Annotated in this window: 14 protein-coding genes; all 14 read left to right on the forward strand. The window is 27.7% G+C overall.

Annotated features, from left to right (window positions below; translation table 11 throughout):
- Positions 1-80 precede the first annotated feature (80 nt).
- Complete coding sequence (rapZ, locus tag AC5M21_RS02180; RefSeq protein ID WP_278666057.1) at positions 81-929, forward strand: RNase adapter RapZ; 849 nt, start codon at positions 81-83, stop codon at positions 927-929.
- 14 nt (positions 930-943) lie between these two features.
- Positions 944-1,891 (forward strand): DNA-binding protein WhiA, encoded by a 948-nt coding sequence (gene whiA / locus AC5M21_RS02185; protein WP_008790098.1) that lies wholly within the window; start codon positions 944-946, stop codon positions 1,889-1,891.
- A gap of 1 nt (position 1,892) precedes the next feature.
- The gene (locus tag AC5M21_RS02190; protein ID WP_008790097.1) at positions 1,893-2,120 is read left to right on the forward strand and encodes a helix-turn-helix domain-containing protein; all 228 of its coding nucleotides are present in this window, start codon (positions 1,893-1,895) and stop codon (positions 2,118-2,120) included.
- A 58-nt stretch (positions 2,121-2,178) separates the two neighbouring features.
- Positions 2,179-2,472 (forward strand): DUF4834 family protein, encoded by a 294-nt coding sequence (locus AC5M21_RS02195; RefSeq protein WP_008790096.1) that lies wholly within the window; start codon positions 2,179-2,181, stop codon positions 2,470-2,472.
- Between the two features lie 26 nt (positions 2,473-2,498).
- On the forward strand, positions 2,499-3,815 hold the full coding sequence (locus tag AC5M21_RS02200; protein WP_008790095.1) for a DUF5050 domain-containing protein: 1,317 nt from the start codon (positions 2,499-2,501) through the stop codon (positions 3,813-3,815).
- Entirely contained in the window at positions 3,815-4,168 is a 354-nt protein-coding gene (locus AC5M21_RS02205; protein ID WP_008790094.1) for a hypothetical protein, read from the forward strand. The genes AC5M21_RS02200 and AC5M21_RS02205 overlap by 1 nt, the downstream gene beginning before the upstream one ends.
- A gap of 94 nt (positions 4,169-4,262) precedes the next feature.
- Positions 4,263-5,612 carry a UDP-N-acetylmuramoyl-tripeptide--D-alanyl-D-alanine ligase gene (locus tag AC5M21_RS02210; protein ID WP_302280509.1) on the forward strand — a complete coding sequence of 450 codons (1,350 nt, stop codon included), beginning with the start codon at positions 4,263-4,265 and terminating at the stop codon, positions 5,610-5,612.
- Complete coding sequence (locus AC5M21_RS02215; protein ID WP_302378327.1) at positions 5,613-6,650, forward strand: D-alanine--D-alanine ligase family protein; 1,038 nt, start codon at positions 5,613-5,615, stop codon at positions 6,648-6,650. It begins immediately after the preceding gene.
- Between the two features lie 824 nt (positions 6,651-7,474).
- Entirely contained in the window at positions 7,475-7,789 is a 315-nt protein-coding gene (locus tag AC5M21_RS02220) for a hypothetical protein (RefSeq protein WP_302280512.1), read from the forward strand.
- An 85-nt stretch (positions 7,790-7,874) separates the two neighbouring features.
- Positions 7,875-9,899: a bacteriocin-associated integral membrane family protein gene (locus AC5M21_RS02225; RefSeq protein ID WP_302280513.1), complete on the forward strand. Its 2,025-nt coding sequence runs from the start codon at positions 7,875-7,877 to the stop codon at positions 9,897-9,899.
- Positions 9,896-10,522 (forward strand): ABC transporter ATP-binding protein, encoded by a 627-nt coding sequence (locus tag AC5M21_RS02230; RefSeq protein ID WP_008790089.1) that lies wholly within the window; start codon positions 9,896-9,898, stop codon positions 10,520-10,522. The genes AC5M21_RS02225 and AC5M21_RS02230 overlap by 4 nt, the downstream gene beginning before the upstream one ends.
- Positions 10,523-10,583: 61 nt before the next feature.
- A complete protein-coding gene (locus AC5M21_RS02235) occupies positions 10,584-11,087 on the forward strand; it encodes a hypothetical protein (protein WP_008790088.1) in 504 nt (167 codons plus the stop codon).
- Between the two features lie 171 nt (positions 11,088-11,258).
- Positions 11,259-13,286, forward strand: a complete 2,028-nt coding sequence (locus AC5M21_RS02240) for an ATP-binding cassette domain-containing protein (protein ID WP_008790087.1) — start codon at positions 11,259-11,261, stop codon at positions 13,284-13,286.
- Positions 13,279-15,111 (forward strand): ABC transporter ATP-binding protein/permease, encoded by a 1,833-nt coding sequence (locus AC5M21_RS02245; protein ID WP_008790086.1) that lies wholly within the window; start codon positions 13,279-13,281, stop codon positions 15,109-15,111. The genes AC5M21_RS02240 and AC5M21_RS02245 overlap by 8 nt, the downstream gene beginning before the upstream one ends.
- The last annotated feature ends 98 nt before the right edge of the window (positions 15,112-15,209 follow it).

Consider the following 15,209-nt stretch of genomic DNA (forward strand, 5'->3'; position numbering starts at 1 on the left):
GTGTTAAATGAAGGAAAGTTTAAAAAAGGGTACACTTATGATAGGAAATTTGGTATAGTATTAACAAAGGAGGAAGAGGTATGGATAAAATAGAAGTTGTCATTGTTACAGGGATGTCAGGTGCAGGAAAAACTCAAGCTATGGCTATCTTTGAAAATATGGAGTATCGCTGCATAGATAATTATCCAGTAGCACTGTTAAAAGAATTTGGAGACTTATTGCGTACATCAACAAAGTATTCAAAAGTTGCTATGGCTGTTTCATTGGGAGATGCCATTCTTGCTGTCCGTGTTTTTTCAAATATGGATTGGGTTGATTTAACAGTAATCTTTTTAGATTGTGAAGATGAAGTTTTATTATCACGTTATAAACAAACAAGGCGTTCACATCCATTAATGATTGGAAATGTGGCTTCTTCCTTAACAGAGGCGATTCAGTTTGAACGTGAAATGGCTGATCCTATTAGTAAATTAGCCAATATTATTATCGATACAACATTACTGAAACCAATAAAATTACAAGATAAATTAGAAATCTACTTTCATAAAGGAAATCAAGATACATTCCGTGTTTCATTTGTATCATTTGGATACAAACATGGAGTTCCTAAAGATGCTGACCTTTTATTAGATGTTAGGTTCTTGCCAAACCCTTTCTATATTGAGGAGTTAAGAGCACAAACAGGAAATGATAAAGCTGTTTATGATTATGTTATGGAACAACCAGAAACACAGGAGTTTATAGAGAAAACAATTGTATATTATGATTATCTGTTAAAGAAATATGAAGAAGAAGGAAAAATGCAAATGATTATTGGAATTGGCTGTACTGGTGGACAACACCGCTCTGTAACATTAACCAATTATTTTGCTGATCATTATGCAAAGTTTTATCAAGTTTATAAATGGCATCGTGATGCTGATCATTAGAAAGGGGAGTTATTGTGATATCATTTTCTAGAGTTGTAAAAGAAGAAATTGTTTTTAATGATTTTGATTCACATTGTGAAAAAGCAATTTTATGTGCAATGATTAAAATTATTGGTACGCTTTCTTTGAATCAATCTGGATTATCACTCACCTTACGCACAGAAAATGCGAAGATTGCTTCAAAACTGCACAAGCTTTTAAAAGATCTCTATCAACCTCATATTGAGTTTAGAGTGTCACGCAAAATGAAGTTGAAAAAGAATAATGTATACATTTTAATTGTTTCTAAAGCAAGAGAGATATTAGAAGATCTTCATTTGATGGAAGGTATTGGAATACAAAGTCTTCCTAATCTGGAACTTTTAAATACAGATGCACAAAGGCGGGCATATTTAGCTGGTGTTTTTTTAGCCTGTGGAAGTGTAAATAATCCGGATACATCTAATTATCATTTGGAAATGAGTGTGGCTGAAGAGGAATTTGCAGCTTTTCTTGAAGATCTTATGAACCAATATGAACTCAATGCAAAAATAATTAAACGTCGAAATAAATATATTGTCTATTTGAAATCAGCAGAAAAAATAGGTGATTTCTTAAGGGCGATTGGTGCTTCTCAATCTGTTATGGATTTTGAAATGACAAGAATAGATCGTTCGATGGCTAACACTGTTAATCGTTGGAATAATTGTGATATAGCCAATGAAATGAAAGCAATGAGTGCATCTACAGCACAAATTGAAGATATTGCTTATATTATTGATAAAGCAGGAGTAGAAATCTTGGATGATAAGACAAGAAAAGTTGCATTATTAAGATTAGAAAATCCTGAATTAACGCTTAATGAATTAGCTGATGTTTATTTACAGCAAACAGGGCGTACAATTAGTAAGTCTGGATTACATCATCGTTTTGCAAAGATTAAAGAAGAAGCACAAAAAATAAGGCAAATGGAGAATGATTGATATGGAAAATATTAATATAAAGTTTGGAAGAAGAGTAAAAGAATTACGTTTGATTCAAAATATTTCTCAAGAAGAACTTGCATTTCGATGTCAACTTTCTAAGAATTATGTATCAGATGTAGAAAGAGGAACAAGAAATGTCACATTAAAAGTTGTTGAAAAATTTGCACAAGGGTTAAAAGTGCCTGTTCACATTCTTTTTAGATGGCATGATGATATTGATGAATAAGTTCATTTGTTGTTTATATTTGTTGTATAAACTATGAAATGAAAAAAGGAGAATAATTATGGGATATAGTTTTATATATTTATTTTGTGTACTGGTTTTATTGATGTTAGCATTAAGATTCTTTTTACCATTTTTTATATATTTATTTCCAATATTAATTATTTTTTGGATTATAAAAGCTATCTTTAGATCAAGAAAACGTACTCATCAATCAAAAGAAGACCAAGCATATTATGAACAACATTCATCATATCAAAATCAACAAACAACATATCAAAATCATCAATCATCTGATCCAGATATTATTGATGTCGATTATAAAGTTGTAGATGAAGAGGATAATACCCAATAGAGTGTGAATTATGAAGGAGGCAGTATATGATTTGTCCTAGATGTAAAAGTGAAGTTAATGATGATATGAATTTTTGTCCACAGTGTGGTATGAAAATAGAACGATGTCCTCATTGTCATCAGCCAATAGTCAGTGGTGCAAAATTCTGTTCTCATTGTGGAAGCAGTGTTCTTAAGAATTATCAGGAAAGCCATATAGAAGGATATTATCGTCCTTTAAGCGATATTCCATATACAGAAAGTTATCATGAACCAGAAGAAAAAGTTGATTTTCAAGAAATTAAAGTGAATAAAAAGGTTAATAAAAATATTCTTGTGATTGCTGTATCTATTATGGTTGTTTTAACAGCTGTAGCATATGTTTATATTTATCATGGACCTAGTTTAAGTAATCATATAAGTGGTGGACAACAATCAACAGATCAACCTAAAGATTTACCTTTAGAGAAAATGGAGATTGGTGGAATGACATCTTTTGCAACTCATACAGGAAATATTAACCAAGAAGGTCATGTCTATCAAGATGAAGATATAATTTATGTTGTGAATGATCAAGGACACTTGGTGAGTATGGATAATAAACTTGAAAATAGAAAGACAATTATCAATGACGATTGTGATTATATTAATGTTGTAGGTAATACTATCTATTTTACAAATGATGATTCACAATTATGTAGTATTTCAACTGATGGAAAAGATAAGAAGGTTGTTTTGAATAAAGAAATTTATTATTTAATAATAAAAGACGATAAAGCATACTATCAAGCACAAGATGATGATTTAGAAAGAATTTATGTCTATGATTTAAAAACAAATAAAGAAACAAGATTAAATAATCGTAATGCTTATAACTTAAATGTTTTGGAAGATAAAATATATTATACAAGTACAGATGGTATCTATGTTGTTGGGTTAGATGGTAAGGGTGAAGAAAAAGTATTGAATGGAAAATATTATAATCTGATTTATCAGAATCAAAAACTTTATTTTTTATCTAAACAAGCAACAGGAAGTATTTCAGGAGCAAATATTAATGTTTATGATATTGCAACACGAAAGACAGAAGTTTTGATTGAAAACACAGGTGGTCTGATGAATATAACAGATGAGTATATTTTTTATACAAATAGTTCTCAAGTTATGAAATATAATTTGAAAACAAAGGAAAACACAAAGATTTATAGTAGTGGATTATGTGAGAGTATTCAGATTATTGGAGATAAGTTGATTTTAGAAGTTCAAAAAAATAGTTTTGAGAAAGATGAATATCTTATGATTATGGATTTTGATGGGCAAAATACACAAAAATTATTCTCATCACAAAATGGAGATTTCATTTAATGGTCATTGTTTTAATTGCAACGCGTTATCAGACAATATTGAATTGGATTCAAAATATTGCTTATCAAGAAATATCATCAATAGGTATTATGAAACAAAATGGTCCTAAGATTTATTTGTATGTAGATAGTCAATTATCTTTTCAAACTATTATCCGTTTGTTTAAACAGACTATCCAGAAGCAAGGTGGTGCTGCTTATGTTTATGAGTTTTATGGTATTTATAATGGAATGATTGATTATAATGCCTATATGTCTGAAACAGGAAAGCAAACTATGAAATATTATCAAAGCATAAAAAAAGATATTACGGATTTAGAAATATTGAATTATCAGCAAGCACACTCTTTATGAGTGTTGCTTTTTCTTTTTCTTAAGAAAAATATCGCTATGGACGTATTGGCATTCTGTGCTATAATAGTGCATATATTAAATATGAGGGATAATTATGCAGATTAAAGAAATTATAGAAGCGACAAATGGTCAACTTTTAAGTGGCGATATGGAATATGATGTGAATGGATTTACACAAGATACAAGAAAGATTGAAAGTGGTAATATGTATATTCCACTTGTTGGAGAGAATGCAGATGGTCATCAGTATATAGCACAGGCATTTAATTTGGGAGCAAGTTCAATTATAACTGCTCATAAGGTTCATTATCCAGATAAAAATGTAATTCTTGTTAAGGATACATTACAGGCTATGAGTGATATGGCTAAATATTTGAGAATGCATAGACAAGTAAAAGTCGTTGGAATTACAGGAAGTGTTGGAAAGACAAGTACAAAGGACATGATTTATTCAGTTGTGTCAACAAAATATAAAACATTAAAGACATTAGGGAATTATAATAATCATATTGGTCTCCCTTTAACAATTTTAAGACTTCAAAATGAAGAAGTCATGATTTTAGAAATGGGTATGAATCATCTTGGAGAAATTGAGCATTTAACTCAGATTGCTTTACCAGATGTCGCAGCAATTACGAACATTGGAACAGCTCATATTGGTGAACTTGGTTCTAGAGAAAAAATTCTTCAAGCAAAAATGGAGATTGTTAATGGACTGAAGTCAGATGGAACTCTTGTTATTAATGATGATAATGATATGCTTCATACAGTGAATTCAAAAAATTATCACATGCTGAGAGTTGGACAAAATGAGGATTGCGATTTAAAAGCTATTAATGTAGAGCTTAGATTAGAAGATTCTTATTTTGATATTGATTATCAAGGTCAGCGATATCATGTCCATGTTCCAGTTTCTGGTGAGCATTTTGTTTACAATGCTTTAATAGCCATAGCTATAGGGCTTTCTTTAGATATTGATATGGATTTATGTGTTGCAGGAGTGGAACATTTTGAGTTAACTAAGAATAGAATGGATATGATTGAGTTAAAAGAAAATATTAAAGTGATAGATGGAACATATAATGCCAATCTTGATTCAATGAAATCAAGTTTAGCCGTTTTAGCTCAGTATCCAAAAAGAAAAATTGCAGTCTTGGCAGATATGTTAGAACTAGGAGAATATGAACAAGCTTTACATGAAGAAGTTGGTAGTTATGTTGTTGAAAAAAATATTGATGAACTTCTTTGTGTTGGAGAAGCGAGTTGTTATATAGTGGAAAAGGCACAATCTTTAGGCTTGATAAATGCTTATCATTTTAAAGATAATCATGCTTTAATGACTTATTTAGATGAAATGCTGGAACCAGAAGATACAATATTGATTAAAGGTTCTAATGGTATGCACTTAAAAGAAGTTGTTGAACATTTAAAGGAGAGAGTATAAATGAAAAAATTATTGATCATTTGTGGAGGACAATCTACAGAACATATCATTTCAAGAATGTCTTGTACTTCTGTACTCAAGAATATAAACAAAGAAAAATATGATATAACTTTAGCTGGTATTGAAAAAGATGGAACATGGTATATTTTAAATCAGGCACAAGATGATCTTGTCAAAGATTCATGGTTAGAAGGTGCTGTAAAAGTAGAAGATGTCTATGGACTATTAAGACAACAAGAAGTTGTTTATCCTATTTTACATGGAATGTATGGGGAAGATGGAACGATTCAGGGTCTGCTTGAACTCGCTGAGGTCCCTTATGTTGGATGTAAAGTCCTTGGATCAAGTGTTGCTATGGATAAAATATATACAAAGAAAATTCTTGAAACAGTAGGAATTCCTCAAGTTAAATCTCTATATGTGAAGAAACGTTATGATGGAACTTTGGTTGTTGTAGACAGTACATTTGATGAATCAACAGATATAACTGGGTTTGTTCAAAAAGAACTCGGATATCCCTGTTTTATAAAAGCAAGTAATTCTGGTTCAAGTGTTGGATGTTATCGTGTAGATGAAGAAAAAGAATTAATGCCTAGACTTGAAGAAGCTGCACAATATGATAGAAAAGTTGTAATCGAAGAATGTGTTGATTGTATTGAATTAGAAACAGCAGTATTAGGAAATGATGATCCAATTGTTTCTCGTGTTGGGCAAATTATGCCACATGGTGAATTCTATACTTTTGAATCTAAGTATGAAGATGAAGAAAGTCAAACATGTATACCAGCACTTGTTGATGAAAAAATTCAAGAGGAGATAAGAAGCTATGCATTAAAAGTTTTTAAAGCTATTGATGGTCATGGATTATCACGTGTAGACTTTTTCCTAGATAAGAAAACAAATAAAGTTTATCTCAATGAAATCAATACAATGCCAGGATTTACAAAAATTTCTATGTATCCTCAATTAATGGCGGACTTTGGTATAACATACAGTGATCTTATTGATAAATTAATTGAATTGGCTTTTGATAGATAGATGCCTTCTGGTATCTATTTTTTTAGTATTTATATTTTCTATATATTGCTTAATATAATGAAATAGAGATGAAATTATGTACTATTAAAGTAAAATAATAATGACTTATATACGATTATGCATATATTTTTAACGTTAATGTAAAAAGTTAATCTACTATCTTGTTATTTTTTATAAAAACAAGTATCTTGAAATAAAGATATTGTGCTATGGAAATCAATTTAGACAGGAGGTATGATACCCATGAGTTAGTTTAAATAAAACAAATTAATAATATTATAAAATGTATTTTAAAGTCATGTCAATGGGTAACTATTCCATACAGTAGAAATGAGAAGAATTTTTATAAGTTATAAGGAAGTCTATTAATGGATACCATTGCCAAACGTATTTTAACCATATAAGTTTGATACCATATTGTTTGTCTTCTATGTGTTAACATATCAAATATATAATTATTTCATGATATATATTCAAATGTTTGCACTTGTTATATTCTATAGTTCATGAGTAATAGAGTATCAAACAATAGAGAATACAAAAAGTATAAGATTATCCCTATAATTATTCTTATATGAATAGTTTTCCTCATATTCTTACATATGTTATTCTGACAGTAATCTTATTAATAATAGCATGTATTAAAAAAACATGGAGTTAAAATATATTAAGTCAATCTCATTTTTGTCGCTGATGGTAGTTGTTGGAGTAATAAGTGGAGCTTCAAGAGTAGGCTTGTATCAAGGTGATGAAATAAAAGAATTATTGAAGTTTAGAAAATACTAGGGAAAGGATATCAGAAATGATATAATAAGGGAAAGAAAATGAAAAGAATGAGAAAAATGCTTACTATATTCTGTTTGCTATTTGTTATGTTGCTACCGATTACAACGAAAGCACAAAATTATTTTTATTCTGATTCATGGAATACATTAGAGTTTAAAGATGTGAATTCATCATCCAATAGAGTGACATATTCTACTAGATATAGTGCTAGACAAGCTTATTGCTATGTTATTGTTAGATATCATGGGCAATTTGTTTCAAATAATGGATTTCAAAACGCATATGTATCTAAAGCAACAACTGTAGATAATAATCATAAACATGAGTATTCAAGTAGTGTTAATCCATATTAAAAAGCAAGTAAGCCTTGCTTTTTAATACTGTTTATTATACTTGAAGAAATCTTAAATATATAATAAAAAGGGTGATAAAATGTATATGAAAAGGATAAAAACATTTATATTAATTATATTTTCATTGCTAATTATTTTATTGATTTATGATAAAGCAAACTCACAAGCAAAATTGTTTCATTCTTCAAAGGGTTTTAATGATAATATAATGCGATATGACATAAGTATTCCTGGAAATCTTTCCCATGAAGAAAAGGATGATTTATTAGCATTTATAATTCAACAAAGTCAACAAGAGAGTTTTATAGTTGAATATGATTTGTATGAAGACTTAGTAACTAAAAGTTATTTATCTAATAGTAAAGATAATTTTCTTAATGAAATTGAAATGAACAAAAAATATCAATTCTATTATATATTTGATTATCATCATGATACTATACAGTATTCAACACTTGATAAGTTAGATGCTCATAATGATTTATATGGTAACTTATATATATATTCTTTTGGTGATGATAATATTGAAAAATTTATTTATAAGTTGCAAACTGAATTTTCTTATTTAACAGTAAGTGTTGATGAACATTATAACGAGAGTCTATTAAATCAAGAGGAAGCCTCACAAAAATATATCTTACAAAGAGCGTTTATAATTATTTCTCTCATGATTTTGTTATATATAACAATAGTATTTGTAGATATATCTAAAAAACAAAATTATATTTCAATATATAAATTTCATGGAGATTCTTCCTTGTATATATATTGGAACTATTTAAAAAGAGAAACATCACTTTTTGGAGTTATATTTATATTTTTATATATGCTATCGATGATTATTCCTGTAACACTTGGTATAATGTTGAAAGTATATTTATCTACTAGTTTTATAATAATTTGTATTGTTTTTGTGATATGGTTACTTTTCTCTATAACATATGGTATTTTAATAAAGAATATTAAAATATATCAATCAATAAAGAAGAGTTATTCTTATCAATTTATTGTTGGGTTTCATTTTATTTTAAAAGGAGTCTTTGTATTTTTAAGTATATTGTTTCTATATCATTCTTTTACATATACATGTTCCATTATTGAAGAGTATACACATTCTCAAATATTATTAGATAAAGTCAATACGATGGTGAGATTAGAAAGTTATTCTACAAAAGTTTCAAGTAGTCCTGAAGAAATGATGGAATATTCAAGCAAAATTTCAAAAATCTTGGAGGAAAGCCATAAAGCTATTTCTATCAATGCATTGAGATATAATGATTCTATGAAGTTCTTGTTTGAAGAAGAAAATGTATATGATCCTTTATATTATTTAGAAAATGCAATCATTGTTAATCCTCATTATCTAGAAGTGGAAAATATATTGGATATCCATGGAAAACCGATTTATGAATCAAACCGTGATTATAAAGAAAAGCCAGTTATTTATGTCCCAGAATCAATGATGAATGATATTGGCGTAAAATCTATTCAAAAAAATCCTGATTTGAATTATTTTGAATTCATTCCAATTTTGGATAATCAAGAAGTCTATTCCTATCAGCCAGGATATATAAAAAGTAGAAACGGATTTATAAAAAATTCTTGTATTATTGTAGATGGATATATATCATTAGAATATTGTCTTATAGATGTAGGTACAGAGAATCTTGAGGAAGGATTCGAAAAATGGTGTCAAGAGAATCAAATTGATTCAGAGGGGATTAATGTAGAAAAAGTAGAAAATGATCTTATCATATACTTAGAACAGTTAAAGCATGAGTTAATGATATATGCAGTTGGATTTATTATAGGATGTATAGGATTAATTATTTTAATATATCAATTTCTTTCTATCTATTTAGATTATCATCTCCGAAAAATATTTATATTAACAATTCATGGAGAATCTGTATTTTATAAATATAGTGCATATTTTGAATATCAATTATACTTGTATACCTTGATGATATTTGTGTGTATTATTTTTAGATATAGTTATTTTATTCCTTTTTGTATAGTTGTTTTGTTTATTGATTATTTCATTGCTTATATGATTATGAAAAGGATTGATAAACAGGTTTATTTATTTGAAAGGAGTGGAGAATTATGAAAATAGTCGAAGTAAATCACCTAAAAAAAACTTTTCAGGATCATATTGTTTTCAACGATTTTCATCTCGTAATTGAGCAAGGGGAAATGATTTCAATTATGGGAGCATCTGGTTGTGGTAAAAGTACCCTTCTTTATATAATTGGAATGTTAGAAGATTATGATGAAGGTGAAGTGATATTATATGGTAAAGATATAAAAAAATATACACAAAAGGAAAGAAGAATGTTATATAAAAATAAAATTGGATTTCTTTTCCAAAACTATGCATTAATGGAAAATGAAACTGTAAAAGATAATCTGATTATACCAATACGTCATGAATCAAAACTAAGGCAAGAAGAGTTGATTACCAAGGTACTTGAACAAGTTGGACTTAGTGATAAATTGAGTCATAAAGTTCATACTCTTTCAGGTGGACAACAACAAAGAGTAGCAATAGCAAGATTGTTATTAAAAGAATGTGATTTGATTTTAGCAGATGAACCAACAGGGAATTTGGATGAAGAAAATAGTCAAAAGATTTATGAACTTCTAAGAAGATTAACACCAGATAAAACAATTGTTATTGTAACACATAATCCTCACCTCGCAGAAAAGTGTGATGTTCAAATAAAGTTATGATAAGACAGAAAAAATTAACTCATAGAAAGTATTGCTTATTAATTAAGAGGGGGGGAAGTTAATGAGAAAAATATTGGTAGCTCTTTGTTTTATTTCTATAATGATTGGAGGATGTTCTTCTCAAACCAATAAGAAAAATACTGAGTCGGATTCAACAAAAAATACAGTTAAAGAAAATATATTTGTAAATATTAGTGATTCAAAGACTCATTTTCCATTGTATGTAGGAGGGGCGTCTTCTAGCGTAGAAATAGATATTCCAATAACTAAAGAAATAGAAAAAAAGGTATTGGAAAATAATAAGTATGAGACACAATATTATATAGACTTCAAATTAAATGATTCTGATGATAAACAAATATTATCTGTAAAAGGTATAAGTTGGAATATTGGTGATGAAAATCCAGTCATTATTTTAGATGAATATGATGTATCAACTAAACAAATTAAAGATATTGAAGAAAATTTACAAAACGAGACTATTCGTACTTCAGTCAGTATTTACACAAATGATTATAATTCAGGAGTGTGGAAGTCACTTGCTGTTTTAAAAAAGAAGATTTAATTTAAATGTTATTTATATATAAATATACTAAAACCAATAATTAATAAGTTATATATAATGCAGATGTAAAAAACTGATATGTTGCCTTAAAAGGAAGAGATGTTCTATTTTAGCATGTTCATCTCTTTTTAATTTTGCTAAAATATAGCTATAATAAAGGAGCGATACCTAATGCTAGAACTTAAAGATATATGTGTCAATTATGAAAATCAAATGATATATCAACATGCTTATTTCAGTGCTAAACATAATGAATTAACTCTTGTTATAGGAAAGAGTGGAAGTGGTAAATCTACACTACATCAAATCATAACTTTCCAAGATAGAGGAAAATGTGAATATTATTATAATGATAAAAATATGACTATTTTATCAGATTGCCAGCAAAAAGATTTTATAAGAGATAAAATGGGAATTGTCAACCAAATTCCAACATTTATTGATGATTTAAGAATTGAGGATCATATTGCCCTTTGTCAATCTATGTTTAATGGATACAATATAGATAAATATATTGATCGTTTGGGTATCAGAGAAGTAATGAATGAATACCCACAACAATTATCGGGTGGAGAAAAGATTAGAGTTAGTATTTTATTAGCTATGCTCCATCAGCCTGAAATTCTTGTCTTTGATGAACCAACTGCATCATTAGATAAACATCATACTCAAATTATTGTTGAACTACTAAAAGAGTATGCTCATCAAGGTCATATTGTCATTATTTTTACTCATGATAATTTTATGAAAAATGAGGCTGATGTCATCTACCAAATAGATAACCATACTCTTAATTGTATCCAGTGTAAAAAAAATGTAAGTAAAATCAAAGAAGAACATTTTATTAGAGTTAATTCGAAACATTACTTACAATATATTTATCAAATGTTTCAACATAAAAGAATATTTAAAATATGCATGATTGGGTTTGTAGCATTTGCCATAGCACTCAGTTGTTTTTCAATATTATATGGTTATTCTGTAATAAACAAGTACCAAAATCAATTATCAACAATTAATAAAGCAGGAATATTATACAGAGCTAGTGATACAAATTATTATAGTCAACAATTACCTATTGGTAGTGAAGAATTACAAACAATTAAACAGAATACTCACATTGAGGGTATATGGCCTTATATTATAAATTATCATGTTGAATTAAAAAATAATGAAAATCAATTTGAAGTTTATCAGAATGGACAACTTCTTGCTAATAGAAATTTAAATGATGAGTATATTTATGGTGTTGCTACTTATAATGAAGAATATGAATATTCAGATAAGTATCTTTTAAATCAAATTGATGTTAATGAAGGGATATATATAGATTCATATTTTCTATATTATTTAATAACTGGTGAATATGATATTCCTCAAATTGATCAAAGTGAGTATAAAGAAATTATATCAAATATTGATGAGAAAACCGAAATAGTATTTTATGTCCCTATTCCTATTTATGTGAGAATGGAAAAAGATGCTCAAGATGTAATCTATAAAAATGTTAAGATGAAAATGAAAATCAAAGGTATTTATGATAAGCCAATAAATTTACAATTAGGCAAAGAAAATGATAATGATTTTTCATTGTTTTATCCATTAAGCATAGAAGAAAGATATAGAGAAGAGTTAAAGCTAGATACATTACTCATGCAAGATGGATTATTAGATTATGGTTCTGAGGTTGTCAATATGCCTTTTTACCCCACGTATTACCAATTTGTGGTAAATGATAAATATACTTTCTCAAAAGTTAAAGAAGAGATAGAATCTTTAGGGTATAAAGTAGATTCTGAATATTCTGATAAGGAAGTACAAGTAGAGATTGCTCAAAATATGAATCAAGGCGTTCTTTTAATATCAGGGTTAATTATATGTGTTGTTTTAATGTTATTATTTGGAGTGAAATTCAATCAGAAAAAAGAATATGTTGATTTTATAAAATTTTTTACAAACAGAGGATTAACATATAAAAAATCAAAGCAAATATTGAGTTTTTATTTTATGTATGAGGCATTTATATGTACAATACTATCTTGGATTTTGATGCTATTTATTGTTTTTGTTTATTATTATTTTGTTAACTCAGATATGTTTATAATTCATATGTCATTTTTTATTTTCTGTTTTGCTATGGCATTTATAATAGAAGTTGTTCTCCCGTTATTAATGATTGGTGGTGATAAAGGTGATTGAATTAAAGAATATTTTTATGAAGTTTTCAAAACGCTCTATCAAAATTGATAATCTTAAAATACCTGAGAATAAGATTACACTAATCAGAGGATTGAGTGGGAGTGGGAAATCTACTTTATTATATAAATTTGCATTAATTTCTAAAGAAAATGATTATGAATATATATATCATGAAAAAAATATAACAGCTCTTTCAGCGACACAGAAAGCATCTTTAAGAAGGTATAGTATAGGTTATGTTTTTCAGGATTTTTGCTTAATTGAGAATATGAGTATTTATGAATGTTATCAGTATTACTGTCATGTGTCAAATAGGAATGGAAATAAACGAGATTTATTAAAATTATTAAATCATGTTCACCTCAATAATTCATTGGAACAGAAAATCCATACATTATCTGGTGGAGAAAAACAGCGATTGGCTATTGCTTGTGCCTTGATAAAAAAACCAAGAATTCTTATTTTAGATGAGCCAACGAGTGCATTAGATGAAACTAATGAAAGAGAAATCTTTATGTTGTTGCAAGAAATATTGAAGCAGGATCAATGTACAATTATTATAGCAAGTCATAGTTATATTGCTAATGAATATGCTGATGAAATTTATGAATTGAATAATCAGGGTATTTCTGAAATTAGGAAAGCAGATGATATACCTTGTGATAGAGACTTTATAACTTATAAAAAAAATTGGTCATTTCTATGGTTTTATATTAAGCATAATCTTATAAATGAAAAGTTTATGAATTTTATAATGATTTTTATTTTATTAATAGGTTGTATAGGTGTTCTTGGAATTCAGCATACTCTCCAGCAATCTTTAGATAATGTTGATAAAAGAATTAATAAAATTGCAGATTATCAGATAATGATTGAAAGTCAGGATGTAGGGGAAAAGGTTGGAGTATATGATGAGGCGACTCCTATTGATGAAGATGTTATAAAAAATTTAGAACAGCAAGAAGGTGTTAGAAAAATATATCCTTATTATGATTTAAAAGTACAAGTTGATGATAAAACGATAGATGTATATCCTTTATATAAAGAAAATCGTTTAAATGGTAAATTATATCAGACTTTCCAAGATGAAAGACATTTATACCCCTCTTATCATAGCATATATAAAAATGTAGAATCCTTGAATAAAAATACCACATACTCTCAATTTATTTTTAATCATAAAGTCTATCTAAATAAATCTGTTAAGATAAGTGGCATTATGTCTATTGGAAGAATAACTGCTTATAGTAATGATTTAGATTATATGCTAATGGATTATAATGATATGGCTGAACTTGCAAAAAAAACTAATGTAGAACCAGTGAAAAGTGCTTATGTTATTTTTTGTGATAATATAAATACATTGGACGATATCATAACTTATGTTGCCAATGAATATTCTAATCTCCGCATTAATTCGAATTTCCAAGATACTCAATTACTGTTAAATATGAAATATGAAACAATGAGTATGTTTGAAATGGAAAAAATAGTGACTATTCTTTTGATATCTTTGGTATTTATCTATATTTGTTATTGGATGATGAAGAAAAGAGAAAAAGAATTAACAATTTTGATGACAAATGGTGTTATGCCTTTAGAAATGATATTTATATTAGGAGTAGATGTTATATTTAAAATACTCATATCATATATACTTACATTTTTATTAGTATATATTTTTAAAGGGAATATCCTTATTGACAGTATGGGTAATATATCTATTCTTTTATTTATAATGTTTAGTATTGTTGTTATAAGCACGGTAGCATTATCTATAGTTATAGTAAAAAAACTAAATCCTGAGAAAATATTTAGAAACTGATAATTAAATAAATAGGAGTAAGTATTATATTCGTGATTAGTTAATTAAATTGATACAACTCATATTTCAATAATTAAATATGATATGTTATACTGAAA

This window comes from Coprobacillus sp., from assembly GCF_984815275.1.

Excerpts from the sequence above, each read along its gene's own strand:
- rapZ (WP_278666057.1), top strand. The coding sequence starts at position 81 with ATGGATAAAATAGAAGTTGTCATTGTTACAGGGATGTCAGGTGCAGGA.
- AC5M21_RS02190 (WP_008790097.1), top strand. The coding sequence starts at position 1,893 with ATGGAAAATATTAATATAAAGTTTGGAAGAAGAGTAAAAGAATTACGT.
- AC5M21_RS02195 (WP_008790096.1), top strand. The coding sequence starts at position 2,179 with ATGGGATATAGTTTTATATATTTATTTTGTGTACTGGTTTTATTGATG.
- AC5M21_RS02200 (WP_008790095.1), top strand. The coding sequence starts at position 2,499 with ATGATTTGTCCTAGATGTAAAAGTGAAGTTAATGATGATATGAATTTT.
- AC5M21_RS02205 (WP_008790094.1), top strand. The coding sequence starts at position 3,815 with ATGGTCATTGTTTTAATTGCAACGCGTTATCAGACAATATTGAATTGG.
- AC5M21_RS02210 (WP_302280509.1), top strand. The coding sequence starts at position 4,263 with ATGCAGATTAAAGAAATTATAGAAGCGACAAATGGTCAACTTTTAAGT.
- AC5M21_RS02215 (WP_302378327.1), top strand. The coding sequence starts at position 5,613 with ATGAAAAAATTATTGATCATTTGTGGAGGACAATCTACAGAACATATC.
- AC5M21_RS02220 (WP_302280512.1), top strand. The coding sequence starts at position 7,475 with ATGAAAAGAATGAGAAAAATGCTTACTATATTCTGTTTGCTATTTGTT.
- AC5M21_RS02225 (WP_302280513.1), top strand. The coding sequence starts at position 7,875 with ATGAAAAGGATAAAAACATTTATATTAATTATATTTTCATTGCTAATT.
- AC5M21_RS02230 (WP_008790089.1), top strand. The coding sequence starts at position 9,896 with ATGAAAATAGTCGAAGTAAATCACCTAAAAAAAACTTTTCAGGATCAT.
- AC5M21_RS02235 (WP_008790088.1), top strand. The coding sequence starts at position 10,584 with ATGAGAAAAATATTGGTAGCTCTTTGTTTTATTTCTATAATGATTGGA.
- AC5M21_RS02240 (WP_008790087.1), top strand. The coding sequence starts at position 11,259 with ATGCTAGAACTTAAAGATATATGTGTCAATTATGAAAATCAAATGATA.